This is a genomic window from Pseudoalteromonas sp. Of7M-16 (genome assembly GCF_022347805.1).
Lineage (GTDB): Bacteria > Pseudomonadota > Gammaproteobacteria > Enterobacterales > Alteromonadaceae > Pseudoalteromonas > Pseudoalteromonas luteoviolacea_F.
The window spans coordinates 82,720-108,320 of record NZ_JAKRFY010000014.1 but is presented as its reverse complement, the minus strand read 5'-3'; the positions used below and the strand labels follow the sequence as shown (position 1 = coordinate 108,320).

At 41.2% G+C, this 25,601-nt stretch carries 19 protein-coding genes; 7 read left to right on the top strand and 12 right to left on the bottom strand.

Going from position 1 to position 25,601, the window contains the following annotated elements; translation table 11 throughout:
* The first annotated feature begins 37 nt into the window (after positions 1 to 37).
* Positions 38 to 544, top strand: a complete 507-nt coding sequence (locus MHN81_RS15335; RefSeq protein WP_023400534.1) for a GNAT family N-acetyltransferase — start codon at positions 38 to 40, stop codon at positions 542 to 544.
* A 209-nt stretch (positions 545 to 753) separates the two neighbouring features.
* Positions 754 to 4,482, top strand: a complete 3,729-nt coding sequence (locus tag MHN81_RS15330; protein ID WP_239426160.1) for a hypothetical protein — start codon at positions 754 to 756, stop codon at positions 4,480 to 4,482.
* A 203-nt stretch (positions 4,483 to 4,685) separates the two neighbouring features.
* On the opposite strand, the gene MHN81_RS15325 is transcribed toward MHN81_RS15330, so the two are convergent.
* Together MHN81_RS15325 and MHN81_RS15320 are read right to left on the bottom strand one after the other, a co-directional pair.
* Positions 4,686 to 5,192 (bottom strand): hypothetical protein, encoded by a 507-nt coding sequence (locus tag MHN81_RS15325; RefSeq protein WP_239426159.1) that lies wholly within the window; start codon positions 5,190 to 5,192, stop codon positions 4,686 to 4,688.
* Positions 5,193 to 5,418: 226 nt separating this feature from the next.
* Positions 5,419 to 9,441 (bottom strand): response regulator, encoded by a 4,023-nt coding sequence (locus MHN81_RS15320; protein WP_239426158.1) that lies wholly within the window; start codon positions 9,439 to 9,441, stop codon positions 5,419 to 5,421.
* A gap of 91 nt (positions 9,442 to 9,532) precedes the next feature.
* On the opposite strand from MHN81_RS15320, the gene MHN81_RS15315 reads away from it, so the two are divergent.
* Both MHN81_RS15315 and MHN81_RS15310 read left to right on the top strand, forming a co-directional pair.
* Complete coding sequence (locus MHN81_RS15315) at positions 9,533 to 10,612, top strand: two-component system response regulator (protein ID WP_023400538.1); 1,080 nt, start codon at positions 9,533 to 9,535, stop codon at positions 10,610 to 10,612.
* Positions 10,613 to 10,629: 17 nt separating this feature from the next.
* Positions 10,630 to 11,751 carry a response regulator gene (locus MHN81_RS15310; protein WP_239426157.1) on the top strand — a complete coding sequence of 374 codons (1,122 nt, stop codon included), beginning with the start codon at positions 10,630 to 10,632 and terminating at the stop codon, positions 11,749 to 11,751.
* A 979-nt stretch (positions 11,752 to 12,730) separates the two neighbouring features.
* Here MHN81_RS15310 and MHN81_RS15305 read toward each other — a convergent pair.
* Both MHN81_RS15305 and MHN81_RS15300 read right to left on the bottom strand, forming a co-directional pair.
* Positions 12,731 to 13,216: a fibrinogen-like YCDxxxxGGGW domain-containing protein gene (locus tag MHN81_RS15305; protein ID WP_023400541.1), complete on the bottom strand. Its 486-nt coding sequence runs from the start codon at positions 13,214 to 13,216 to the stop codon at positions 12,731 to 12,733.
* Positions 13,176 to 13,382, bottom strand: coding sequence for a DUF1289 domain-containing protein (locus MHN81_RS15300; RefSeq protein ID WP_080672634.1), 207 nt, complete (start codon positions 13,380 to 13,382; stop codon positions 13,176 to 13,178). The genes MHN81_RS15305 and MHN81_RS15300 overlap by 41 nt, the downstream gene beginning before the upstream one ends.
* A gap of 285 nt (positions 13,383 to 13,667) precedes the next feature.
* Between MHN81_RS15300 and MHN81_RS15295 the strand changes: the two genes are divergently transcribed.
* Both MHN81_RS15295 and MHN81_RS15290 read left to right on the top strand, forming a co-directional pair.
* A complete protein-coding gene (locus MHN81_RS15295) occupies positions 13,668 to 15,101 on the top strand; it encodes an MATE family efflux transporter (RefSeq protein ID WP_239426156.1) in 1,434 nt (477 codons plus the stop codon).
* A gap of 69 nt (positions 15,102 to 15,170) precedes the next feature.
* Positions 15,171 to 16,514, top strand: a complete 1,344-nt coding sequence (locus MHN81_RS15290; protein ID WP_023400543.1) for a serine hydrolase — start codon at positions 15,171 to 15,173, stop codon at positions 16,512 to 16,514.
* 48 nt (positions 16,515 to 16,562) lie between these two features.
* On the opposite strand, the gene MHN81_RS15285 is transcribed toward MHN81_RS15290, so the two are convergent.
* Positions 16,563 to 17,501 (bottom strand): endonuclease/exonuclease/phosphatase family protein, encoded by a 939-nt coding sequence (locus MHN81_RS15285; RefSeq protein ID WP_036976713.1) that lies wholly within the window; start codon positions 17,499 to 17,501, stop codon positions 16,563 to 16,565.
* Between the two features lie 178 nt (positions 17,502 to 17,679).
* Positions 17,680 to 19,395 (bottom strand): D-lactate dehydrogenase, encoded by a 1,716-nt coding sequence (dld, locus tag MHN81_RS15280; RefSeq protein ID WP_036976770.1) that lies wholly within the window; start codon positions 19,393 to 19,395, stop codon positions 17,680 to 17,682.
* Between the two features lie 217 nt (positions 19,396 to 19,612).
* Here dld and MHN81_RS15275 point away from each other — a divergent pair, with 217 nt between their 5' ends.
* Positions 19,613 to 20,017 carry a hypothetical protein gene (locus tag MHN81_RS15275; RefSeq protein ID WP_239426155.1) on the top strand — a complete coding sequence of 135 codons (405 nt, stop codon included), beginning with the start codon at positions 19,613 to 19,615 and terminating at the stop codon, positions 20,015 to 20,017.
* A gap of 130 nt (positions 20,018 to 20,147) precedes the next feature.
* Here MHN81_RS15275 and MHN81_RS15270 read toward each other — a convergent pair whose 3' ends face one another.
* From MHN81_RS15270 to MHN81_RS15245, 6 genes are all read right to left on the bottom strand, one after another.
* On the bottom strand, positions 20,148 to 20,786 hold the full coding sequence (locus MHN81_RS15270; protein WP_239426154.1) for an NAD(P)H-binding protein: 639 nt from the start codon (positions 20,784 to 20,786) through the stop codon (positions 20,148 to 20,150).
* Between the two features lie 74 nt (positions 20,787 to 20,860).
* A complete protein-coding gene (locus MHN81_RS15265) occupies positions 20,861 to 21,331 on the bottom strand; it encodes a GNAT family N-acetyltransferase (RefSeq protein ID WP_239426153.1) in 471 nt (156 codons plus the stop codon).
* Between the two features lie 59 nt (positions 21,332 to 21,390).
* Complete coding sequence (locus tag MHN81_RS15260) at positions 21,391 to 21,867, bottom strand: histidine phosphatase family protein (protein WP_239426152.1); 477 nt, start codon at positions 21,865 to 21,867, stop codon at positions 21,391 to 21,393.
* Between the two features lie 72 nt (positions 21,868 to 21,939).
* The gene (locus tag MHN81_RS15255) at positions 21,940 to 22,842 is read right to left on the bottom strand and encodes an ABC transporter ATP-binding protein (protein WP_239426151.1); all 903 of its coding nucleotides are present in this window, start codon (positions 22,840 to 22,842) and stop codon (positions 21,940 to 21,942) included.
* Positions 22,839 to 23,648, bottom strand: a complete 810-nt coding sequence (locus tag MHN81_RS15250; protein ID WP_023400551.1) for an ABC transporter permease subunit — start codon at positions 23,646 to 23,648, stop codon at positions 22,839 to 22,841. Before MHN81_RS15250 ends, MHN81_RS15255 begins: the two co-directional genes overlap by 4 nt.
* Positions 23,649 to 23,782: 134 nt before the next feature.
* Positions 23,783 to 25,594: a M2 family metallopeptidase gene (locus MHN81_RS15245; protein WP_239426150.1), complete on the bottom strand. Its 1,812-nt coding sequence runs from the start codon at positions 25,592 to 25,594 to the stop codon at positions 23,783 to 23,785.
* Between the last annotated feature and the right edge of the window lie 7 nt (positions 25,595 to 25,601).

Here is a 25,601-nt window from a genome sequence, read left to right as displayed (position 1 = left end):
GCTCACTTCTTAAATACACTATGGATAACCTCTCACTATGATTAGAGAAGCTCAGCTTCAAGATACAAACAGCCTCGCAGCACTCGCTTTGCAGGTGTGGTTAACGACGTATACACCAGATGGGATGCGTGATGATTATGCACACTTTGCATTGACGACATTTACGCCTAAATACTTTAGCCAATTAATTGATAACCCTGAGTGCAAAGTAATGGTTTATGTGCGAGATAACGCCCTAATTGGCTTTGCGGTCGTCAATTTTGAGTCTCAATATCAAGAAAATGATTACGGGTTTGAGATTGAAAAGCTCTATGTTCATAATGCGTTTCAAGGGCAGGGGATTGGCAAAAAATTACTGGCTGAAATTCAACGTCATTGGGGCGCTGAATTTTGGCTTTATACATGGGTGGAGAATACGTCGAATTTGTTTTACCAGCGCCTTGGCCTTGAACACATTGGCTCTTTCAATTTTGATTTCTCAGGCACTCAAATAGTCAACAATGTATATCGTAGTAAAAAACACAAGTCTATATTTTCTAAGTAACTTTAGTCTAGGTCTAGCGATTCCATTTTAACACTTTGTTGAACTAACTAGTTTATTGTTAACTAAACTAGTTAGTTCAACGTATAACGCATAATTAATATAAGAAATATTAATTTTTTAATATTGAAGATATTCAGTATCAAAATGTTGTTGAAATGTGATTTTTGTGTAAAGTTATATGTTGAATTTAAATGGATGGAAGGTGCGTAATGGATTACTTACGGATAACGCCAATTTTGTTTGGCATTTTTTTAACGCTAATAATAACTGGTTGCGGAGGCGGCAGCGAGGGGAATTCCTCTGAATCTGGCTTTCAAGATAATCAACCTACTTTACCAATCAATGGAAAACTCAAATTAGAAGCTCGCTACGGTGGCAGTTTAGAAGTTGCTGAAGTTACCAACAAAAACTTTGCTTTAATAGCACATGACTCTGTGTATTGGAATGATATAAAGAACTTTATTCTGTACGATGATACCGATGGTTTTTCAATTGGCCACCCTAAATTCTATAAATACGACGATAGAGCCTACATACTTTCTGAGTCTCAAAATTGTGAATCGGGAACCATCGATCTACCAAAGGTTGATGCAGACAACCTTAAGTCTAGTTATACAGCGAAATTTAATAATTGCAAAATTGGGCCATTAATATCCAACGGTGTCATGAACTTGCACGTAGTTAAAAATGTAGGAGGTATCCCTGAGAAAATAGCATACGAATTTGCGGCTGCATTTTCAATACAAGACATCGAGTCTGATGCTTCCTACACATTGACTGGATACATGGTGCAATCCGTGTACGATACTTTACTTGAAGCGAGTTTTGTTTTTCACCAAGGCGGTAAAGTGCGTGCTTGGGTCGATGAAAAGTTTGCAGGTTCTGGTGAGTCGTATAACCACATTTATTTACCTGATTATGGCCGAGTAAGTCTAAGTGAATCAAGTGCGGCTCCGTCATTTCCGGATACAATATCAGGGGACATTGACATATCTTTTCGAAAGCGCTTTAACAATTATCTAGAATTAGGATTATGGAATACAAATGGCTCACTCTATGGTCCATCCAATCCAAAGTTTTCATACGGACAAGAGCCCCTAGAGGAGAGGGTGATTTATGTCCCGTATGAGCATTTTTCTCTTTCATCGCTATCTGAAGATAACGGGCCTCATATTCCTGTTATACAAGTTCCTAACGTAGTATCACCCAGTGAGCTCCATACTATGGAGGTGACTGAGTTAAGGGCCGCAGATTATGATTTGTCGCAATTAAATTGGGTAATAACAGATGAGTTTGGCGAAATTTTATCAGAAGGTGAGCAGCGGCAACATCGGTATACGTTTGAATCACCGGGAGAGTATACAGTTACGTTAAACGCAATAGACAGTTCAGGAAACATTGGCACTGCTGCTGAGCAGGTTTATGTTACTGGTAAAAAAAGAGAGACGCTGATTATTGAAGCGGATATTTCAGTAAAAAGTGAACTGAAAGAAGGAGAGTTGTTCACCGCACAGCTCAACATAGAAAACCTCGATAACTACACAATTAAACTCACATCTGGACCAAAATCTATGACGCTTTCCCCTTCAGGTGAAATAAAGTGGGATGGTCAATTAGATGACGGCTATCACTTTGCCGATACAGTATATTACTCAATTGAAGTTATTGATGAGGGAGAGAACAAGTCAGAAACTGTAAAGGGGGTAGTTGCAATACCTACAAATACGAAGGTCAGTTCGGTATTTCACTATACAGGAGACTATCCAACTTATAATCGTTCTTGGCCAGTTGGGTCTGATAAAGCGGCTCAGTTATTGCCTTCTTCTGACGATTATAGAGACGGTATATATTGGTTAACAATACAAGATGACAAACTTAAGGTTGATTCAAATTTATTGTCTCGAAACAGTGAAGGTCCAATACTCGATGTAAGCTACTCTGACGATACGCAATCTATGGTCTATTTATATGCTAATGAAAACAATTTGTCTGCGGGTACGGGAGGCTATAAGAGCTTTCAAAGTTCAGCTGATACAAACCATATTTTTGAATTCGCAACACCCCGTGATTATCCAGCACCAAGACTGGTTGATTTGAACGGGGATGATACATTGGAAGTGGTCAATATGATTGGTAACAATCGTGTTGAAATATTCGACGCTACATATGTGCGTAGTGAACATCAATTGCCAAGATACTTAACATTTTTCACCTGGCAGTCATGGAAGGCGTGTGATCTTGACGGAGATGGCAAAAAAGAGCTTGCATTTTTTGCAACCAATCCAACCTTAAAAGAGGTTAAGTTAGTACTTTCTAGCTTTAAAGACAACGCATTAACAGACTTTGAAGTACATCAACAGGGTTATTATCAGTGGCATGGCAGCATAGTTAACAATACTTTGTTTGTCGATCAGGACAACAACGGGGTATGTGAAGGGTTGCTGACGTTAGGTGAAAATGAAACAGGTGAGCAATATTTAAGTTGGTATATCTATGAAGAAGGCAGTCTTATTAAAAAAGGGCAGCTCAATACCAATGAATTTGGCAGCCTCTATCATGATGCTTTTGCGATAGTGGATGATTCAAGTGGGGTGGGCGGTATATTGTTTCAATCTGATAATGGTTTAACACTCGTTGGATATGACCAAATAAAACAAGGTTTCATCGCGAATGCCTATAGTTATGTTGCTGGGCTTGAAGTGATACCTAATGTCAACAACTCCACCATAATTGGTCAATCAGATATCGATGGTGACGGAGCTCGCGAACTTATTCTTAAACATGTAGTGTCTAGTGAAGACGCCATTTCATCTACGCTTCTTAATTGGCAGAATTCAAGTTCAGGCAAAGATACTTATCTTATTGCTGCTAGTCTTGAAGACAATAAGATTAAGCCAAAATATATAAGCAATTTGAGCACTCGTTACTCAAGAAAGTCGACAGCCGCAGGAAGTCGTGTTGTACCGCTTAATGACGGAAGCCTTATGATTAATGTGTATGAATACACTGACATTATTGATGAGCGAAACAACTTTAGAAAGAGACATTTTTCGCCAGGATATGGAAATAGTATGGTTATGAGAAGTGATGGTAGTTACTATCAAGAAGTCGGTTCTGAGTACATTTTATATGACGTTGATAGAGTAGAACAAAAACGTATTCCCATACCCAGTAGCGAACTTTCTGATGGTTATGTGTTATCAGCTCACGATGGAGTAGAGTTGGTCAGGCTGTCCAATAGGTTGGGGTCTCAGCAGAGGCACTTTTTGATCAATGGACATTCCAGCCAAATTGAGGTGCTGGAAGATGTAAAGCATGTATCTCCACACCCTGAATTTAACAAAAATGGCTTGATTTATGTTTATTGGCAAATTCCATATTGGAGTCAGCCCACATATAACGAAGCTGTAACCAAGATAGACAACGGCTATAGGTTTGGTCAATCGGGTATTTATAAGGTGACTAAAGACAATATCGAGCTGGTTGAATCTTGGCAAGAAAAGGTCTTTAGCATTTATCAGGAGGATGTTTTAGATGTCTATTGGGTCAATGTCGATGACGACCCTGAATTCGAATTGATCCACCACGTCATTGAAACGAGCAAGTGGGGGGGAGTTGAGCGAGACTCGAGTTATGCATTTGTTGCCGACCAAAATGGCGATAACTTAAAGTACATTCAGACTTACCGCTATAATAAGGATATAGTTGCGGAAGAAGTCTTATCGAACGGAAAGTGTATAGATAATGCTTGTCGCAACACCATGAGAATAGAAACATTTTTATTTTCAAATACGTGGAAGTTGTTCGGTTACGATAAGGTGACAGGTTATACATTGTGGTCCCGAACCATCTCGAAAAACAATAAAGAGGGGGCATTAGCTTATTTTGACAAAGAAAAAATATATTTCTGGCTCAATGGCTTACATATAATAAAATAAAATGATAGAGCTAGCCCCTTTGAGGCTGGCTCTGTTTTAGGTGGTTTTCACTAGCAGTATAAGTCTCAACTTGCCTGATCTGTCAGGCTTATTAGGACTCAATCAAATCAGACAGTCGAATATGTGCCAAGATTATCTAATTACACAGTTAAAACAAATGCTCTGTAACGCTTCTAGCCGAGGTTACAGGCTCACTGGCTGCCTTACTGAATTGACTGATTAGGTACTTTTACTAATTTTGCTGAGGTGTGAAACTTTTCGTCAGATTCATAAATAAACAAGCCTCTTACCAGCAGATAATTATATTTGTCATCAACGATAGCTGCATGTGTATAACGAGTTCTCACTCCTGGATATACAAATGTATGTTCCCACATATCTGCTATCCAAGGGGCATCTTTAATTTTGTGGGGTAGTTTAAGCTGCTTATTAATCTTATTGTCGCCTTCTTCCAAAGGTTCTCCTGACTTAAGTCCTCTGAGGCTAAACTCTAACTCCGTAAGTTTTATTGGAACAACCCCTTTATTGTCTAGATACGCAACAATCTCAACTACATGCTTGTCGTCTTCTTTTCCTACAAAATTAATTTCAACGTCAAATTGAACCCTAGGAAAGTGTTCGTCTCTTCTATAAAACTTGTAGATTGCAAATAGACCGCCAATCACACCTAGCAATAGACTTACAGATTTAATTAGAGATGAATAGTCCACGCGATACCTTAAAGGTTGCTAGTGAGCACAGCGAAATGAGCCCAAAAGATTACTGAAAGAGGGCCTTTCCAATGCCAATTAGTTATTAATAAAAGCCATAAAGCAAGCAATATCGAATACAAAAGTCAAAACCACTTGGGCCGTCAGTAAATTACTCATCGTTGTCAGCCAGATGACATATAACCCAATTTTTTCAAACAGTAAGGGATGATATGAGCTACTTCAACTACGCCGACTGTTCTAACAATTGCGAAATCACTTCTCTGGCTTGATCAAATTCAAAATCTTCAATGAGTTCCACAAGTTCAATGCAAGTAGACTCATCAATTTTATGGTTAGCTTTGAGCTCATAAACTTTCTCAACGGATTGAGTATCACAACTGAGTAATAGCTCTTCCAGTTCTAAGAAGTCCCCACGCGTAACTTTAAAACTCACAATATTTGATGTGCTGGGAGCTGGGGTTGCTGGCTTTTCATCACTTTGCAGTTCACTTAGGCTTTTGTGCAGTCCTCTTAGGTATTCCGTTAGGACTTCTACATCTTTTGGTTCAACCTTTTGTTCATTGGCGATTGCTGCTTCGATGTCTGAAGCTTGCTTGGAAAGCTCATCAATGCACAAATTTGCACTGGCCCCTTTTAGTGAATGAGCAATACGCTCTGCATGTTCCATGTCTCCGATGACAAGCGCTTGATTGAGGTTGATGGTTTCTTCAATTTGATTGCGCGCAAACTTTTTAATGATGTTCCAAAACGCTTTTTCATTGCCCCCTAATCGTTTTATTGCCCGCTCAATATCGACACCATCTAACTTGATCTCTTGTTGCTCTGCATTTGTTTCTACTTCTGGCTGTTTGTCGTCAGCGCTCTCAACTACTTGATGTAAACTAGTGTCGTCTTGGTTAGTCACTTTATACAAATGTGCGTGTAAGGTCTCAGTCATTTGATTGAAGTTGATGGGCTTACCAATATGGTCGTTCATGCCCGCAGCTTTACACTTTTGTAAATCTTCTTTCATGACATTTGCAGTCATGGCGACAATTGGTAATCCGTCGAACTGATTGAATTCACGTATTCTTTTCGTCGCAGAGTAACCGTCCATAACAGGCATTTGTATGTCCATTAGCACGATATCAAACGTATTATTTTTGACCATATCAACAGCAATCTGACCGTTATCTGCGATGGTTACGTCTAAATTTAGAGAGCTAAGCATCTCATTGGCAATTTCTTGATTTGTCGTATTGTCTTCAACAAGTAGCACTTTTTGTTTCTCGAATGAATGTCTCACGCCATTGTCTTTGTTCGACACATCTCCGTTTCTAGGCTGACTTGCTAAATTAAATGATTCCATAATGGCATCTAACAGAACTGACGCATTGACGGGTTTGAGAATTATGGCATCGATTAAGTCGTGGATTTGTGAGTTCATACCAATGTCGGTGCCGTATGCTGTAACAAGTACATATTTGGGCTCAGGCGTTAATTCAAGTGAACGAATGTGTTTGATGGCATCAATTCCGCTCATATTCGGCATTTTCCAATCCATGAACACAATGTCAAATTTGCTGCCTTGCACAAGTTCAATTGCGCCCGCACCGCTTGCCGCGCAAGTGACAGTAAACTTCATCGCTTTGAGCAGGTTCGTTAATATTGCGCGAGCACTTTCATTGTCATCAACGACTAATGCGTGTTTACCAGCTAACTGGCTATCAGGACAAATGACATTGGTCAGTTTGGCTGACTGTAAGCCACAGCGGACTGTAAAGTAAAACTCAGAGCCTTGACCTTGCTCACTGTTAACACCAATTGTACCTCCCATTAGTTCGACCAGCTTTTTAGAAATACTCAGCCCGAGTCCTGTTCCCCCGTATTTTCGCGTAATGGAGCCATCAGCTTGCGAAAATGCATTGAACAACTTGCTTTGCTGCTCTTGAGACATGCCAATGCCAGTGTCTTTTACAGTGAACTTCAAGATGGTTTGGTCATCTTGCTGTTCAAGGTTGGTGACCGAAATGGTGATTTCTCCGCGTTCAGTGAATTTGATGGCATTGCCGCATAAATTGATTAAGACTTGGCCCAAGCGAAGCGGATCGCCAACGAGGCTAATTGGTACATCCGGTGCGATGTCCAATAGCATTTCTAAGCCTTTTTCTTGCATACGAATAACGTTGATATTAACAACGTTATCCATTACTTCTTGCAAAGAAAAATCGATATCTTCAATTTCTAGTTTGCCTGACTCTATTTTGGAAAAATCTAATATGTCGTTAATTATCCCGAGTAAACTCTTAGCAGCTTGGTCTATTTTATTGATATAACCGGATTGCTGGGTGGTTAACTCCGTCCGAAGCGCCAGATGGCTCATACCGATGATTGCATTCATTGGCGTGCGAATTTCATGGCTCATATTTGCCAAAAACTCTCCTTTGGCAGTGCTCATTTCATCCGCTTTATCTTTTGCCAAACGCAGCTCGAGTTCCATTTGTTTGCGCTCTGTCACATCAAGTAATAAACCAACCACACCAGCAAGTTCGTTTTCGGCATTGGTGAATACGGCTTCATAAACAATAAAGTTGCGGGGGTCGCCTTGTGCGTTATCAATTTTTATTTCGTAGTGTTGGTTTGACTTACCATCAAGTAAATCTTGGTGTGATTGCTCAAAAACTTGCGCAATTTCATAGTTAAAAATATCTTCTGTGGTGGCGTCCAAAACATCCGCATCGAATGTCCCAAAATATTGATGAAAAACACTATTAACACCCAAATAGTTGCCTGAGCTATTCTTGTAGTACATTGGGCTTGGAATGGCATCGAGAATTTTTTTGTTGAGTTCGAGTTGTTCTACGATACGTTTTTCGGCCTTTGACTGTAAGTCGATGTTTTGTGTAAGCTGTAGACTAACTGCCAAATCGTTTATGACCGATTTCACCCACTTATAATCTTGATCAGTTAGCTCAACTAAGCTGCCCAGCTCTAACAAACCAATACTGTCATTGCTGACGACCAAGGGGAAATAATATAACTCGCTTATAGAGAGCTTTTCTCCATTTAACTCAATGGCATACTGCTCCTTTTCAAACTTCATCGAATAGGGCTTTTGAGTGCTTAATACATGAAAGTGAATGGAGTCATAGTTACTATATGTTCTTGCGCAATTGCAGCTGTATCCGGTGCCAGCAACGCGAGTAAGCACTTTTTGTTCTTCAAAAACATATAAGCCTAAAAGGGGAACTGAAAGCCTTTGCTCCAAGAACTGCAAGAGTTCTTCTCCAAGCTCGTTGGGATTTTTTTTCCCTCTAAGTGCTAACCCAAAGTCTTTCATGATGGTGTTGAATTCGAGCTGTTCAGACAAGTCGTTCAGGAGTTTGTTCATTGATTTTGACAGATCTGATAGGTCGCCTTTCACCGATTCATCAAGCACGAAGTTATAATTGCCTTTTTCTACATTGCTCACTACTTGTTTTTGGATTGATGCAACTGGGTTTATATAGAGTTTCCAAAGCAGGTAAAAAGACAATGCGATATTGATAAGTAAAATTAAATTGAAAATATTTCTGAGCAAATAGGTGTTGTTTAAACTATTTTGGTGACTCTCAAGCTCAGCATTGAGGCGATTAGTGATAGCTCTGTGTGCTTCACCAATTGCCGACATGATTTTCGATTTCTCAACTAGATAGTTGTCGCTGAAAAGAATTTTTTGAGCGCTTACTAAGTCTGGTGCTGCGTCTTTGACCCAATTACCGTATTCGTCTTTGTGTATGCCCTCTATGGCGTTAAAAGCCCGACGCTCAAGACTAACCAAAGCATTGGAAGTAGAAAGCGCATTTTGCATCTGCAAAAGTTCAAAGTCCTGCGCACCCAACTGTTGAAATCGCTCAATTATATTATGTCCATCGTTTACTCGGATCGTCTCAGGAACGCTGGAGTGAGGGGCTGCTAGGCTATCCCAATAGTCATAGGTGTTGGCATTGTCTGCACGGACCTTTCCGTCTCGCACTAGCAAAGTGTAACTGAAAAGCTGCTGCCATTTATCATTGCCTGTCACTGCATAGGCTCTTGCAAAATTTGTCAAATTGTCTGAACTCAGCTTTAGTTCATGGGCAAGCTCCGTCAGCTTAAAAAGTTGGGTCTGTTTATCAGTCAAAGCGCTGACTTCTGATTTGACGTAATAGGACATTAACCCAATCCCAATACTGACAAGCAACATTATTGAGAATGTGATAAAGAAGCTGACTCTTAAACTTTTCATCTAATCCAATCCATGCTTGGCGTTTCAGTAATAATAGACCTATATTTTTGTGTGTGATGAATAATTGTCTAACAATTCAATAGAAGAGCCTATGGAACAGCTTAAAACGGTGTTGGTAGTAGATGATGTGAAGGAAAACCTGGCTTTCATGACGGAAATTATCAAAGATAAATATCGTGTCTTAGCGGTAAAAAGTGGTGAAGCCGCTATTTCCGTGGTTGAAAAAAACAAAGTTGACATCATTCTTCTTGATGTTGTTATGCCACAGATGAATGGCTACGAGGTGATCAAGTACTTAAAGTCGCACGAGGTATACAGTGAAATACCGGTGATTTTTTTGACTGCAAAAACCAGTGTTGAAGATGAAGAAAAAGGTTTTTTGTTGGGTGCATGTGATTACATTAACAAGCCAATTAGTCCGCCAATACTGCTTGCTCGCCTAAATACACACTTATTGAACAAAGAATCCAAAGACATTCTAAAAAACAAAAACGATTATTTGGAAGAAGAGGTTCAAAAGCGCACGGAGCAAATGTCTCGCCTTCAAGATGTCACTATTCAGGCAATGGCTAGCCTAGCCGAAACCCGAGACCAAGAAACCGGTAATCATATTCGCCGTACACAGCTCTACGTAAAACTATTGGCAACTATTTTGTGCGAGAAGGAAAAATATAAAAAGGTACTCACTTTAGAAGTGATTAATAATTTTTATAAGTCTGCCCCGTTACATGACATTGGCAAAGTAGGGATCCCAGACAATGTTCTGCTCAAACCAGGTCGGCTTACAGCTGACGAGTTTGAAATCATGAAAAACCATACCGTATTTGGTCGCAACGCCATAGAGACTGCCGAGTCTGCGCTGGGTCAGGCAAATAGCTTCCTTAAAACTGCGAAGGAAATTTCTCACTATCATCACGAAAAGTGGGATGGCTCCGGCTACCCTGAAGGGTTGAAAGGAGAAGAAATCCCACTTAGCGCACGCATGATGGCGATAGCGGATGTCTATGATGCATTGATCAGTCGGCGAGTTTATAAAGATGCGATGGAGCATGACAAAGCAATTGCAATCATGAAAGAAGGACGGGGGAGTCATTTTGATCCTGAGTTGTTGGATGAGTTTTTGGAAAAAGAAAATTTATTTTTTGATATTTCTCAGCAGTATCGAGATTAAAGCCTATTGGGGGGCGTATGTCGTACTCAATTTTGTTAGTCGATGACGATGAAGTTAACCATGATATTGCAAAAACAATGCTTGGTGAATCACATGATTACTTCTCAGCGCATAACGGCGAAGAAGCACTGACATTATTTCATGAGCGTAAATATGATGCGATTTTGCTGGATGTTGTGATGCCGGGTATGAACGGATATGAGGTTTGTAAGGCGATTCGCAGTAACCCTTCTAACTGTGATACTCCGGTTTTATTCGTTTCCTCAAAAGATTGTATTGAAGACAAACTTGAAGGGTTTAAAGCAGGTGGTGATGATTACATCACCAAGCCATTTGATGCAGCTGAACTTAGTTTTAGGATTGACAGATTGGTTAAGTTCAGTAGTGAAATTGATACCTTAAAAGTGAATTGCGAGGCTGCCGAAGAAGTTACCTTAACAGCCATTACCAGTTGTAGTGAATTGGGTTTATGCCTTGAGTTCATTGAAAACTCATACCAATGCAACACCTTGGCGGATTTATCGAACGCAGTTTTATCCGTTTGTCGAAACTTGGATTTAAATGCATCTGTACAGTTGGGGCTATTGGGCGAATTTAGAGATTTTTGTAACTTTGGCGTCATTAACCCGTTAGAAAGCGAGCTTCTTAAAAAAGGGCGAGAGAGTAAAACCGTCATTAACATCGAAAAGCGTAGCTTTTTCAACAGCGCATATTGCTCATTATTAATAAAAAATATGCCCATTGATGACGATGAGAAATACGGAAGGTTTAATGACATATTGGCACTGGTGGTTAGAGGTGCAGACGCTAGACTAAAAAGTTTAGAAACCAACATTCAAGCTATTCAAGCGAAGAATAAGGGGCTCAGAGAGCTTAGTCAGGTGGCGAGTAAAGACTTAGAAGACATTGAACTTATTTTTAAAAACTATAATCAATCATGCCAAGAGCTAGTTGAAACGCTTATTTTTGACGTAGAAGATTCAATAATCTCTTTTGGCATGAGCGAAACGCAAGAACAAACCCTACGAGAAACTCTAGACGGCGCGAAAGAAGATCTTCAGAAAATACAAGAGCACTCAGAAGACATGTCTGCCACATTCAACGATTTCTTTATTAAATTGGACAAGTTAATAGATTAATCAATTAATTTTTCTTTATTTAATATTTACGTGTGAGAAGAGGGTTCTCTCATATTGATTTTTTCATTATTTTTATTTTCATATTGTAATGGTTGAGGCCATTTGTTAGCTTTATTTATGATTATTTTTATTGGAAGAATAAACATTAAGATGCTAATTTGGGGCTTTAATCAATATTGTTTGATATAGATATCAGCTTTTTAATCTATTATCAGCAAATGGACTTAACAGCTGGTTTTCATCATGTATTGAATCAAGTAGTACACAGAGCGTATTATTTAGGACCAAAGGCGCACTTCTAATTAAAAAGGGTTGTTGTGAAGGGTTATCTAGTCGAAGCAACGTGAGCACATATTTGCGTTTTGCTTTCAGGCTTATCCTCAACCCGTATTTATCTGGATGCTATTAATAAAGGAATTAAAAGTGTGCCCCAATTTTAAGTCTCTTGAAGCACAGTGGTTTTTTGAATTCCATGTAACATTGTTTGCTGTTCTGGCTTTTTTTGCCATGATCATATTGCCAGCGCTTAGGATTTTACTCCACTGCTATACTAAAAAGGAAAATCTACATTCATTTATTACATTATTTACGACACGAGTGGTCTCAAATAGTAAGCTCGAAGTTTTTGCTTTGTTAGTTTTGTTTTTTTATTTCATATACTTTTTTAGTGTGTTTATTTTTAAATTCTGTATGCAATGATATAAAACTTATCGTAAATTGTGAGTGATTAATGGTTGTTTAAGGTGGTATCACCGCGTTGATTGAGAAGGGTGTTTTTCACCTTATGGATTATTAGAATGGTATTGATACACCTCTGCTCGGTTATCCAGCTTCTATATGATATTACTTTTATATTTTATAATTGATTAAACTATTTATTTAACAAGGTGAGTGAACATTTTCTAATTTGAAAGTCACTTATAACGACATGGGTTTGTTAGAGGAAAAGCAGCCCATTCAAGCTGCTTTTTTTTGGTGTTTACTTAATAAAATAAAGTAGTTTGTCTTGTTCTGTATGCGCATAAATTGTGCTGTACGGCCAAATAGCAAATGGCCTTTCAGGATTACCGTCAAATGTGGCGGTTAGATCAGCGGCTGTGTTATCAAGTAAACTCTGGCATCCATTACCGGTTGGGTTGGTGACGTTATGTGCGGAAATCATAGATACTCGCTGATGTTCGTCAATAAACATAAGCCCTTCTGTCATTGTGGCTCTCAGTGCTTGCCAGCGGGCCGATTCCAATACACCATATTGATCTATTTTTACTGGATCGCGCATAAGCTTGCGTTCAATACCATCTGCGTGATTTGCAAAGAGCGTCCAGCCTCCGCCAAGGGTATCCATATCGCAATACACAGCAAAGGGAGATACACCTTGCTCGCCATCCGGGTCTATTTGGTAGTAACCTGAAGACGCTCCAGGGTTATTTGTGAACTTGCTCTTTGGCTCGTTTTCTTGCGGCACATCGCTCTAGTATTGCAGCTTTCTCTAGTGCACTTTTGCTTCCCCAGCCGACAATTTCATCTATGCTTCGAAGGCAGCCAATACAAATATCTTCGGCATCCAAACAGCAATTTCGTACGCAAGGAGATTGCGTGGCATTTAGCTGTGGAGGTAACTTTTGGGCCATGATGTATCGACTTTAGTGGTTGTTTTCAACGACTATTATGACGGTTTTTTAAATAATAAAAAAGTCGTGCATTTGGCTGGTTTTTAGTTAACGAAATGGAGGTGGTTAATCTCAATTCTGTGGGGGTTCATCGAGTTTCAAGATTTGCTGGGAACTCTGAAGATTTTCATTGGTCTTGATAATTAGATGAATCAGCTATTTGCAGTAGCATTTTGCTCAATTAAAGCAAATAGTGTCTGTCTAAATAAAAAATAAAACCAAATAGCAAGGAGTTGATCACGCGCTATGACATGCAATAGATCACAAGATTTGAGTTATTCACCTGTTCAAGCTTGTCGCAAGCAACGTGCAAGGGCTGTAAAGAAGCGCTGGATTTTAACCGGTTCTACCAGTGCGGTGTTGAGACAACTGACGGTACCTATGTTGTGGGCTATTTTGGCTTTATTTAGTGCGGACTTGATTGAGCTTTATTTCGCATCTCGCTTAGGAGTCGAAGAGCTCACTGCAATGAGTTTTACGCTGCCAGTGCAGGCAACTTTATTTGCATTCGCCATAGGGCTTGGCATTGTGGTTGCGACGCGCTTAACTCAGGCGCGAGTAGTCGAAGAGCTTGCCGCAGTCAGCTTGATATTTACCGTCTTGGTTGGTGCTACGATAGCATTGGGTATTTGGTTAAACTTATTACCTATTTTAAACTTACTTGGTTTTGCTGACTTCTCTGAACGTGAAAAAGTTTGGGGCCCTCTAAATACTTATATGCAGTACCGCCTTGGTGCTGTAATCTTCTTTTTCTTAATTATGGTGATTTTTGGCGTATTGCGTGCCTTTGGGAATATGCGAGCGGCAGCGCAGCTTCTGGTGGTATTTGCAGGTATGCAGGTGCTCACCAGTGCGGCATTGTTTTCACCATGGGTAGGAGCTGATCTTGCGATCAGTGGCTTAGAAAAGTTGGGTATTGCACATCTGGTTGCAGCTGTAACTGGCTGTATTTGGGCGCTTTATTTACTGATAGTTAAAGAAAACATATCCATAAAAATTAATTTGCTCTCTACGCAAAGTCGGCAAGGCTTTCGCTGTTTGTTTCGTCTTTTGATCCCAATTGTGTCGATGCAGCTGCTCACGCCGCTGGCGCAGTCTATATTGATGGCAATTGTTGCGACACAAGGCAGTGATGCCGTTGCTGCCTATGGTGTCGTGATGCGCCTAGAGCCACTTGCGTTGTTATTGCCCATGGTACTTACTACGTCACTGCCAATCTTTGTAGGGCAAAATTGGGAGGCAAATAAAGCGTTAAGGGTTAGGCGTGGAATTAAATTGTCGGTTTTAGTATGTATTGTTTGGCAATTGGTTGTCTCTTTGGTGCTATTTTTTGGCGCGGATCTGTTAGGAGTTGGCTTTTGTCAGAAAACTTTTGTCAGTAAATCTATCGAGTTAGCGTTAACCGTATTACCACTGTCCTATATTGCTTTAGCTGCAACCATGTTGTATGTCAGCTGTTGCAACGCTACTGGACGCAGCATGATTGCATTAAATGTGAGTATCTTAAGGCTATTTGGTTTGTCGATCCCATTCGCATATTTTGGCGCTTATGTAGCTGGTTTTAGTGGTATTGTGTGGGGTCTTGCGCTAGCAAACGTCATACTTGGGTTGGGCTTGCTCGCGTATTGTGTTTTACAGCGTGAACGTTTGATTTTATCAAAGCAAGCAGCCATGAGTTAAGCTGTATAAATTTTGTATTTATTGTTTAGTTATTCGTCATAGCTGCGAAGAATAACAAAAGGAATAAATATGAAACATATCGCTTTAAAATTGGGGAGTTTAGCGTCAATTGTGGTATTGAGTGGCTGTAACTCAGACCCAGATGTATTGCTGGGCTATAGCGCCAATCAACTGTGCTCAAGGCATTTTATATCACAAGAACCCATAGACTTTATTAAGCAGCGGGTGATCCCTGAGGCGCTAGGCGCATTGCCAAATACACCTGTGTTGAGTGTTGATGAAGTTGCAAAACAGGTTTCGATAACAGCTCAGGTTGACGGCTCACCTCTGACTCGAACTTCAGTGTTTCGAGATGGCTTTGGTTGTACTCTACTGCATGAATTGACCCCTGCGCAATTGCATGCGCAATCTCAAGGTGTGACGGTCCCACAACCCTTGCCAAGCACTCCTATTGCTAAAGCGCTGGATCCGGCGCTATCGCTAGATTCATTTTTTGCCACAAATAATAAGGACTATACATGGAGCGACAATACATTTGCAGTTGCTGTAATGTATCAGGGACAACTCGTTGCCGAGCAATATGACCAGTTTCATGCTGGCGATACCCGAATGCTAAGTTGGTCGATGGCAAAAACTGTAACAGGGCTATTAACTGGCGTATTGGTTGACCAAGGTAAGCTCACCTTAGAGCAATCATTGGAGTTTGGTCATCATGAAATGACGGTAAAGAACTTACTCAATATGAGCTCAGGCGTAAAATGGGCGGAATTGCCTGATATTCACGGGTATGAAGATTTAGCGCCGATGTGGTATCACACCGGAGACTCGGTCAATTACGTAACTGGTCTGCCAAAAGATTACAAGCCGGGCAGCAAATTTGAGTATGCAACTGGCACAACTCAGCTACTAAGTAAAGCGTTGATGGATGCGTCTGGTGGTGACTTATCATCTATTAATAAGCTGTATCAGCAAGACTTTTTTGCGCCGCTTGGGATCAACAATGCTATTGCTGAACTTGATGAAGCTGGCAACCTCAGAGGTGGTGCGAGAATGTTCTTAACAGTACATGATTGGCTTAAAATAGGCCAACTGTTTGTAAATAACGGTCGCTGGAATGGAGAACAAATCGTTTCCGAGGCTTGGATTAAAGATGTAATGATGAGCAAGGGAGTTGATAAGCACTATGGTGGGCAGCTTTGGTTGAATGATATGAGCTTTTGGTTACCTAAATTGCCAAAAGACACGGTGTCGCTGCGTGGGCATAGAGGCCAGTATGTAGTAATAATTCCTTCTAAACAGCTTGTTGTTGCGCGTTTTGGTGCTTATGGCGCGGTGGTTAATCAACACATTGGGCTAGCTAACAAACGGTTGTTTAGATCAGTGCTCGATATTTTAGAACAACTAGAAAAGTAGTATTACAGGTAAGGGGCAAGCTTTATCTTTGCCCCATAAATGCTTGTTTTAGTTTAGGTCAATGCTGAGCGCGCAGTGATCGCTGAGCATTTTCTTTGGTTCCATATTGTCAAAATAATGGAATTGAACGCTGCCTTTCACGTAGGTTGGTTTCAGAGTATTTGACACCAAAACGTGATCAATAGGTGCAGGGTAGTAAGGATGACAACCCGTTAGCATTTGATTTGCATTGAAGAAAGTCGCCTTAGAAAGGTTGTTTGGTGCCTTATCTGCAAGTCCATCAGGGTGATACAAGTCGCGGCTGACGCGGTTATACGGTGCGGTCAGTCTGTGGTTAAAGTCGCCTAAAACGATAAAGTTGGCTTGCTCAGCGCTTTTCGATTCAACCCAGTTATCCAGTAGAGGCACTTGCTTTGCTAATAGCTGACACGATTTTTTGTCTGAACGGCGATAATCATCCACAAAACAACCACTTTTTAGGTGTACATTAAGTAAGTCTAATGTTTTGCCTGCATAGCCAATTTGAACTTCCAAGCCACTTCTCAACCCAACTTGTATATCTGAGAATTGATTATGATGAACAACTTTTTCAACGTTTAAAGGCTTTTTAACAGCGAATGCGACTTTTTGTTGTGTTGACGTCAATCCATTGCCACGGCAAGTGTAGCTAGGGCTGTCTTTACGGTCAGATATGATCAGTTGCCATTGAGATGTGTCGAAAATGTTTTCAAGGGCTTTGATTGAGCCAACTTCTTGAAATGCGATAACGTCTGCTTCTAGAGAACTTGCGTATTTCTTCAGTGCAGAAATTTCATTTTGCGTTCTTGGCTTACACCCCTTGGTGTTGTCAGCAGCTAAATGTTCGATATTCCAAGTTACAATTCGCAATCCTGCATCCGATTGAATATCACTTGGATTGGTTGCGTTACAGGCACTTGTTAGTAAGGTACACAAGGCAAGTGCACTGAGTTTGATAGGGTGGTTCATAATTCTAAGTACTTGAATATTTTTAATAGCCACATAGTGTATCAAAAATATTTCAAATAGATTATATAAAATTTTTAATTCATCGCGAATAATGCGATGTTTAACTCAGATGAGATAAATGCCGTTTTGGAGCTGCAATATCAGAGGCTTAACTATCATAATATTGCAGCAAATGCGGTTACTTGTGTGTGTGTTCGTGCCAGTGTTTACACTTGCTCGTTTTACCAATACCTGGGTTGAATGAGTTAGTTGGATCAAGTTTCTTGTAGAAGGATTTCAGAGCATCTTTTGCAAAATATTCATGTCCGACATTGTGCTCGGCAGGGTATTCGGCGCCACGTTTATCAAATGTCTCTAAGATCTTATTTTTAACTGCTTTGGCGTCTACACCCGGTTTCATAATGTAGTTTTGGTGCATGACGTGGCAAAACAAATGCCCATAGTATAGTTTAACAGCGATCTGCTCATCTATTTCTGGAGGCAGTTGTTCGAACCAGTCGGTTTCATTACGCGGAAAGGCGACATCAATGGTCATGATTGCACCCATTTCTTTGCTGTTCATAGTCTGCATTCGGCCTATTGCACCGCCTGCTACAAAGCGATGTAGTATGGCTTTTTCACCTTCGTCTTCAGTACACTCAAAGTAGCTGCCATCGTTCGTTTTAAAGAATTCATCAAAGTATGCTTTTGCCTCTGCAACACCAGCGTTGCTCATCTCTACAATCCAGTGATGTTCATAGCGGTCGCGATACTCTTCCATGCGTTTTGGCAAGTGATTAGGCCATAAACAGCTCAGATATTGCATAATTCGATCAGAAAACTTGCTGGGTAGAAACTTAAAGTTGTCAGCTATACGGTCAACAGTACGTTTGATGCCAAACATTTTGGGAATATATTTAGACCCCAGTTTATCTATTACTAAGAAGGTATCTTTACCGTATTTCTTAGAGGCGTCATAGCAATCCCTATGAAGATATTCACCAGAGACTGGCAAGTTTTCAAACTTAGATAGGATGTCGCGACGGATCTGAGCTAACACGGATGGGTCATTAGTACCAACATAAAAGACTTGGTGCTTTTCAGGTACCGGATAGGTGTCTAATCGAACCGCAAAAACCGCAAGCTTACCAGCACAGCCAGATGATTCATATAAGCGGCGTCCATCATTGTTAAAGCGCGAAGGGGTCTCTGCGTCGACATCCCTAACACGTTCATGGTATTCGTCATCAGATGCCCTAAGTTCTGGGAACTGAACGTCAGCATCTGTGTAGTTTTGCTCTTGTAAATTAGTCAATATCTCTTCAGGTGTATCGCCCAAGTTAATACCTAAATTATTAACCAGTGACAAGTTACCCAGTTCGTCAATTTGCGCAAAAAGTGACAGTTCGGTATAGGCGGGCCCACGTTGTACCAAAGCCCCCCCTGAGTTATTACAAATTCCACCGACAATTGATGCCCCAATACATGATGAGCCAATGACAGAATGCGGTTCCCGACCGTGAGGTGCAAGCGTGTCCTCTAGGCCAAACAAGGTGCTGCCAGCTAGTCCGACAATCTGCTTGGCATTATCTATCAGTTGAATACTGTCAATCCGCATGGTGCTTATGATGACTATGGGGCGATCATAATCTTTGCCATCAGGTGTTGAGCCACCTGTTAGGCCTGTATTGGCTGCTTGCATGATCACAATGACATCAGCTGCAACACATGCTTTTAACGCTTGCCAAATTTCTAAAAGAGTCGCTGGTCTGATAACAGCAAGGGCATCACCTGATCCAAAACGAAATCCTTTGGTATACGGCTGCTTTTTGGTGTCATCGGTCAGTACAAAGCTGTTACCGACGATAGACTTTAATTCTTGAATTAGTGAAGTATTTGGCGCGTTCTTGGTCATGCTGTTCTCGGAAATTGTATCTGCTTTCACATTTTTGACGAGGGATTGGGAACTAGTATACAGCAAGGTTAAGATGGAGTGAAACCAATGATTTGCATGTTGCATAAGTACCTTTTCAAGGGAATTTTGGTATAAATGAAGAAATTTAACAGCATGTTGTGACCCAGCTTCTACAATAAAGCTAAGTTCAGGAAGGGTGAAAAGGAGTGGATTAACTATGCCAAATTGGGTTCAAATAAACTCATTGTTAATCGTTACGACTTACTTTTTTTTAAGTATGTTGCTAGCAGGGTGTGAAGGAAAGCAAAATCAACAACCAGCTCAGGAGGGGCCAAGTCAAACCTCTAAGTCTGATTCTCATAGTAAAGAAGTACACAATGTCACTCAAGATGACACTCAATATGTCATGGGAGCGTGTGTTGAGCTGGGATACCCACTGTTGCAATCTGGCGAAAGCGGAACTGGTCAAGAAACGTCAGCATGCGAGCGAAATTTAACCCATAAGTTTGATGCTGGCACCAAGGCGTCAGACACCAAACTAAAATGGCGAGTGCGCGTAAAAGGCCAAATCATCCAATGCCAGTGCGCAGGTTACGCTACTCAAGTTGGTAAAGGTAACTGAATGCACAATCGTTGTTAGTCGCAATGAACGATACGGCCTTTAGATCATTACAAGGCCTTTTTACTTTGTCTCAAACTCTTTAGCGACTTTCAATTGGTATTGACGATATTGACCCTGAACGCCTTTAACTCTAAAATATTTCATCAAGCCTATATGTTTCATAGTGAGCCGATTCTGACATCGCGACCGAGACCATTTTTGTGGCAACTTGGTTGCCTGAAATAGGGCGATACTTTTTTAACCCGGGCAGTTTACAAATTAAGGGTAGCAAGTGGTTACCTATGGATTCTGCTACTCGAGTATCTGGTCTGTGGCCAATGAGTAGAGAAGGTTGAAAAATACTGAGATGTCTAAACCCGAGTAGTTTTACGCGATGCTCTAACTCGCCTTTCATTTTAAGATAAGGACTCACGCTATTTTCATTCGCGCCGCTTGATGAAACTAATAAATAGTGTGTAACATTATTTTGTACTGCGAGCCTTGCCGCCTGATATTGGTAGTCAAAATCAACACGCCTTTGCTCGGCAATTGAACCTGCCTGTTTGCGCGTTGTGCCTAAACATGAAAACAGTATATGTCCTTGGAAAACGTGCTGATAGCGACTTAGTTTGGCAAAGTCGACAACTTCATTGACGATTTTTTCTGAGTCATACTGAATAGGCCGTCGCGTAACCGCAACAACTTTTTCAATGACTGGCTGCTGCGCCAAAATTTGGGTAACACTTTGACCTATAAGCCCTGTGGCGCCAAGTACTATTGCTGTTTTCATACTGGTGATTACTTATTCTGTGTTGTTGCCTGTGTATTAGATACAGCGTATTTACCAATGGCAAGTCAATTTTCTCATTGTTGACAGTCGTCTAATGTCAGCTGCATAAAAACTGAGCTAGGTTCTGCGTTATACTGGCCAAATGTGCCGCAATGCCTAAAACCAAATGACTCGTATAGCTTGATGGCTGCGGTCTGTTGATCCCCGGTTTCTAATTTTATTTCGCCGATCTCTTCGCGCTTAGCGTGCATAATCAGGTGTTCAATTATGGCTTTCGCCATTCCTTTTCCACGTTGTGATGGTTTGACGTAGATACGTTTTAACTCGGCATATATGCCATTGTCCTCTTTTAAGACAAAGCTACCACATGCGACAAGTTCACCGTTATCATAGTGGCCTATGATGTAGGTATGTGGGTTATCTATCTCATTTATTGGCACTAAATCATTGGCTTCAGCGGGGTATAAGCTATTCATCAATAGATCTATTTCCTCGAATAGCTCTGCAAGACCCGTACTTCGGCTGTTTAACTGAACAAACTGCATCGACATCTCCATGACATAAAAAGCAAATATATCAGTTTCAATATAGGTACGGTCAAGGTTTAATCTAAAAATAAATGCCTGATATAGTGAGTATTCTTTGCACTTAGTTGAGCCCATGACTGGATATTTGCAGAAAACTCGACATACCCCGAGGTGACGACATTGTCTAAATCTGGTGCTCCCAGTAAATTGGCAACGGCAGTTATGGCGGGATTGTGCGTGACAACACAGATGTCAGAACAGTGGAGTTCTAATCGCGTCATTGCAGAAAAAAGTTCGTTTGGTTCAAATGTGTAAAGTTTCTCAAGGGTTAAAACAGGCGTATTTGGCATACAAATGGTGTGTATTATTTGAGCCGTATCGAATGCTCTTCTCGCGGGACTGGTGAGCAATTGAACGTGAAGCAGTGGACCCAGTATCTTTGCGAGTTTGGTCACTCGGCGGATACCTTTGGGCTTCAAAGGGCGATCAAAATCGTCTAAAGACGCATCTTGCCAACTTGATTTTGCATGACGGACCAATCGCAGAGTTTTCATCTTCACTCCTACACCGGGTAAATTGAGCACATGTAGCGCAGGTCCGTCACTAAGCAGGTCGAATGATCAATACTAGTCAACAAACAACTGATTCTCTAAAGTACGGCCGTTGACAAGTTGTTTGTATGTCCACTTATGCTCGTGAATTAAAGCCAGTAAAGATAAATCAAAAGGTTGAGGCTGTTTTGTATATTCAATGACGAGTTCGTCTGATTGAGTCTGTTTGATGTTACGCACACCACCTAGCTGGGAGATTTTATCCTGCATATCTGTATCCAAGTTGAGCATTTGTAACGTTACAAAGCTACCTTGTTCGGTTTGATGCAGATCGCTTTGGTGGCTGGAGAGTTGTCCTTGCTCCAAGTAAAGTACAGTATCACAAAGGCGTTCCAGCTCACTGAGATCATGGGAGCTTAAAATGAACGTAATGTCGCCTTGTAAAGAGGCAATAAGGTTGCGAATGGCCTTTGCATTTTTTGGATCTAATCCTGCTGTCGCTTCATCTAGCAGCACTATTTCTGGGCTACCGAGCAGCGCTTGTGCGATACATACGCGTTTACGCATACCGTGAGACAGTTCACTTGTTTTTGAGTTTGCAACATGTGCTAGGTCGACCAATGCTAATACGCGTTTTGTATCTTCCAGGGCAGCTTTTCCTGTCATACCTTGTAGTTTGGCAAAAAAAGTGAGTTGCTGTAGCACCGAAAATTTGGGGTCCAACTGTGCATCTTGTGGCAGTGCTGAAATTTTACCAAATAATCGAGCATCCCCCGGTTGATGACCAAGGATATCTATCGTTCCGCTACTTGGTTTCAGGTACCCACATACAATACTAAATAGAGTTGTTTTCCCCGCGCCATTGGGACCAACGAGGGCCACTGAGCTGCCTTTTTCTATTTTAAATTCAACATTGTCTAAAGCCCGCTTTGTACCAAAAGTCTTGCTCAGTGACTTTACTTCAATAACTGTGCTCATAGATCTCTCCCTTTCAGTAAAACATGCCCTGCACCCAGTAGTACCGCTGTTTGACACGCCGGGAGCGCATAAGAAAATAACGGTGTGTTTTGCCAACCAGTCAGCTCGGCAATTTGATGTCCCGGAATAATGTAGTTTAACCAGCTTAATACTGGGTATTGAGCTCCGACATAACCAATCACAGAAGCGATTAAAGTAAAAAATAAAATGGCGAATACAATGCTCATTCGCGCCGAGTTATTAATTAAATTCAAGAGGCTCATAAGCGCAATAAATGGCAAACAAGTAAGCAACAATTTGGCCCAAATAGCCATCGACTTGGCGATTGCAGAAGGAAGTAAGCTGGCATCTCGATAGAGCAGCATGATGAGGGTTGCGATTGTAACCAGCGCAATTAAAGCGGCTAAAATCATAACTTGGCCAATAAAACGACCCAGTAGTATTTCCAACCGAGTGCTACGCATTGTCAAAAACCTAAGTGTGCCTCGGTTTCTATCGCCAACAGTCTGATCAGCGGTGACGAATACAGCAAACATTGGAAAAGTGAACAGGCCGATAATCCAAAACATTGCGAGCTCAGCTTCAGGCCAAGAAACGAGCGCAGACAGCCCTATGGTGCCAGCTATTTGGCCAACAATATCAGAAAACTCATAACTGTTAATGAAAGGGACTGCATTATAAATTGGGTAACGTAAGACCATGAGCCATACGAGGGAGAATGCGGCAATAGCTAACCAACCTCGTTTTGTGGCAAATAGGCGAGTAAGTTCAAATTGGCCAAATAGCCATGTGCGTTGTAGATTCATATAGTCTCCTCATTCAGATCAATACATTAGCTTGAATTTACCAGAGGAGAAAGGAAAAAAGTGTTGCAGAATATAGCAACAGAAACAAAAAGCGCAGCAAAATGCTGCGCTTTTGTCATGACAGTAGAAAGTTGTTACCAACCACACTGACGGTTTTTGTTTTGCTCGTCTAAATAAGCTTGTAGTGGTGCAAAGTAATCTAGGATGGCTGTTGCATCCATTTGCTTGTTACCAGTAACTGTTTCTAGTGCTTCTTGCCATGGGCGGCTGCTACCCATTTCCAACATGGTATTTAGACGCTCACCTGCTTCTTTTGAGTTGTATACTGAGCAGCGGTGAATCGCTTCTTTGCTACCTGCGATCTCACACAAAGACTTGTGGAACTCAAATTGCAGGATGTGGGCTAGGAAGTAACGCGTGTATGGTACGTTACCAGGTACGTGATATTTAGCACCAGGGTCAAAATCATTTTCGGTACGTGCTACAGGCGCTTGTACACCTTGGTACTTTTCACGTAGGTCCCACCAAGCTTGGTTGTACTGTTCAGGGCTAATTTCACCGGAATAAACCTTCCAACGCCACTGGTCAACGAGCAAACCAAATGGGATAAATGCAATTTTATCCATCGCCATTTTCATAAGTAGACCAATGTCTTTAGACTCATCAGGTACTTGCTCTAATAAACCAATCTCTTTCAGATAACCAGGCGTTACTGAAAGTGCAATTGTGTCACCGATAGCTTCGTGGAAGCCATCATTGGCACTTTCTTGGTAGTACAATGGTAGCTTGTTATAGGCGCGTTGATAGAAGTTGTGACCTAACTCGTGGTGAATAACTGAGAACTCTTCACCTGTTTGCTGGATACACATTTTGATTCGTAAATCATCTTTGTTGTCTAAGTTCCACGCCGAAGCATGACACTGAACATCGCGATCCTTTGGCTTTAAGAACAATGAACGAGTCCAGAATGTCTCTGGTAACGGCTCAAACCCCATTGATGTAAAGAACTTTTCTGCGCCTTTGGTCATCTTAAGCGCATCGTAATCATGCTGCTTTAATAGCTCAGTAAGGTCGTAGCCAGGATCCGCATTTTGCGGGGCCACTAGGTCGTATACATTACCCCAAGTTTGTGCCCACATGTTACCTAGCAGGTGAGCTGGAATAGGCTGGTCTTGAGGAACCTTGTCTTCACCGTATTTTTCGCCCAACTTAGCACGAACGTGACAGTGAAGAGAGTTGTATAGTGGCTTAACTTGGCCCCAAATACGATCTAACTCTTTGGCAAAATCGTCAGCTGGCATGTCGTATTTGCTTCGCCACATTGCGCCTGTGTCTGCATAGCCCAGTTCATTGGCACCTTCGTTGGCCAATGACACAAGATCGCTATATAGCGGTCTCATCGGTTTCGAAACTTCTCGCCAACCCTGCCAGATATCTAGAAGTTCTTCATAGTTGCGGCTGGTCGCCATTTTGGCGGTCATGTCGCCAAGGCTCATACACTTGCCTTCTTTGCAGTACTTGCCCTTACCATATAAACCGTCAAGCTCAGCAGATAGCTTTGCTAATTCAGCTGTTTTTTGCGGATCTTTTGGTGCTGGAAGTGTTAAGTTCAGTTTTAACTTATCAAGCTTACGACGGTTGTCATAATTTAGTTCGAGGTCGTCAAATTTAGCTGCTTCATTGGCAAGCGCAACAAGTGCTGCAGTGTATTCTCGGCTTACTTCAGCTGACAATGCTGCGGTGTCTTCAGTAATAAAGTTGGCATAGATCCAAGCTGCTCGACTGCTCCTTACTGAAAGGTCTTGTAATTGCTTTTCTGCTTCAGCAAGAAATACTTCTGCATCTTTCTCTGTTAGTTTTTCACTTGTTGTTGAGTTACAGCCACTCAGTGAGAGTGCCCCAGCGACAAAAATAGCGCTTAGGCTGAGTTTAAATTTTGCTGACATATGTTTT

Coding starts and splice junctions, on each gene's coding strand:
- MHN81_RS15335 (WP_023400534.1), top strand. CDS start 38: ATGATTAGAGAAGCTCAGCTTCAAGATACAAACAGCCTCGCAGCACTC.
- MHN81_RS15330 (WP_239426160.1), top strand. CDS start 754: ATGGATTACTTACGGATAACGCCAATTTTGTTTGGCATTTTTTTAACG.
- MHN81_RS15320 (WP_239426158.1), bottom strand. CDS start 9,441: ATGAAAAGTTTAAGAGTCAGCTTCTTTATCACATTCTCAATAATGTTG.
- MHN81_RS15315 (WP_023400538.1), top strand. CDS start 9,533: ATGGAACAGCTTAAAACGGTGTTGGTAGTAGATGATGTGAAGGAAAAC.
- MHN81_RS15310 (WP_239426157.1), top strand. CDS start 10,630: ATGTCGTACTCAATTTTGTTAGTCGATGACGATGAAGTTAACCATGAT.
- MHN81_RS15300 (WP_080672634.1), bottom strand. CDS start 13,382: ATGGCCCAAAAGTTACCTCCACAGCTAAATGCCACGCAATCTCCTTGC.
- MHN81_RS15295 (WP_239426156.1), top strand. CDS start 13,668: ATGACATGCAATAGATCACAAGATTTGAGTTATTCACCTGTTCAAGCT.
- MHN81_RS15290 (WP_023400543.1), top strand. CDS start 15,171: ATGAAACATATCGCTTTAAAATTGGGGAGTTTAGCGTCAATTGTGGTA.
- MHN81_RS15285 (WP_036976713.1), bottom strand. CDS start 17,501: ATGAACCACCCTATCAAACTCAGTGCACTTGCCTTGTGTACCTTACTA.
- dld (WP_036976770.1), bottom strand. CDS start 19,395: ATGACCAAGAACGCGCCAAATACTTCACTAATTCAAGAATTAAAGTCT.
- MHN81_RS15275 (WP_239426155.1), top strand. CDS start 19,613: ATGCCAAATTGGGTTCAAATAAACTCATTGTTAATCGTTACGACTTAC.
- MHN81_RS15270 (WP_239426154.1), bottom strand. CDS start 20,786: ATGAAAACAGCAATAGTACTTGGCGCCACAGGGCTTATAGGTCAAAGT.
- MHN81_RS15265 (WP_239426153.1), bottom strand. CDS start 21,331: ATGCAGTTTGTTCAGTTAAACAGCCGAAGTACGGGTCTTGCAGAGCTA.
- MHN81_RS15260 (WP_239426152.1), bottom strand. CDS start 21,867: ATGAAAACTCTGCGATTGGTCCGTCATGCAAAATCAAGTTGGCAAGAT.
- MHN81_RS15255 (WP_239426151.1), bottom strand. CDS start 22,842: ATGAGCACAGTTATTGAAGTAAAGTCACTGAGCAAGACTTTTGGTACA.
- MHN81_RS15250 (WP_023400551.1), bottom strand. CDS start 23,648: ATGAATCTACAACGCACATGGCTATTTGGCCAATTTGAACTTACTCGC.
- MHN81_RS15245 (WP_239426150.1), bottom strand. CDS start 25,594: ATGTCAGCAAAATTTAAACTCAGCCTAAGCGCTATTTTTGTCGCTGGG.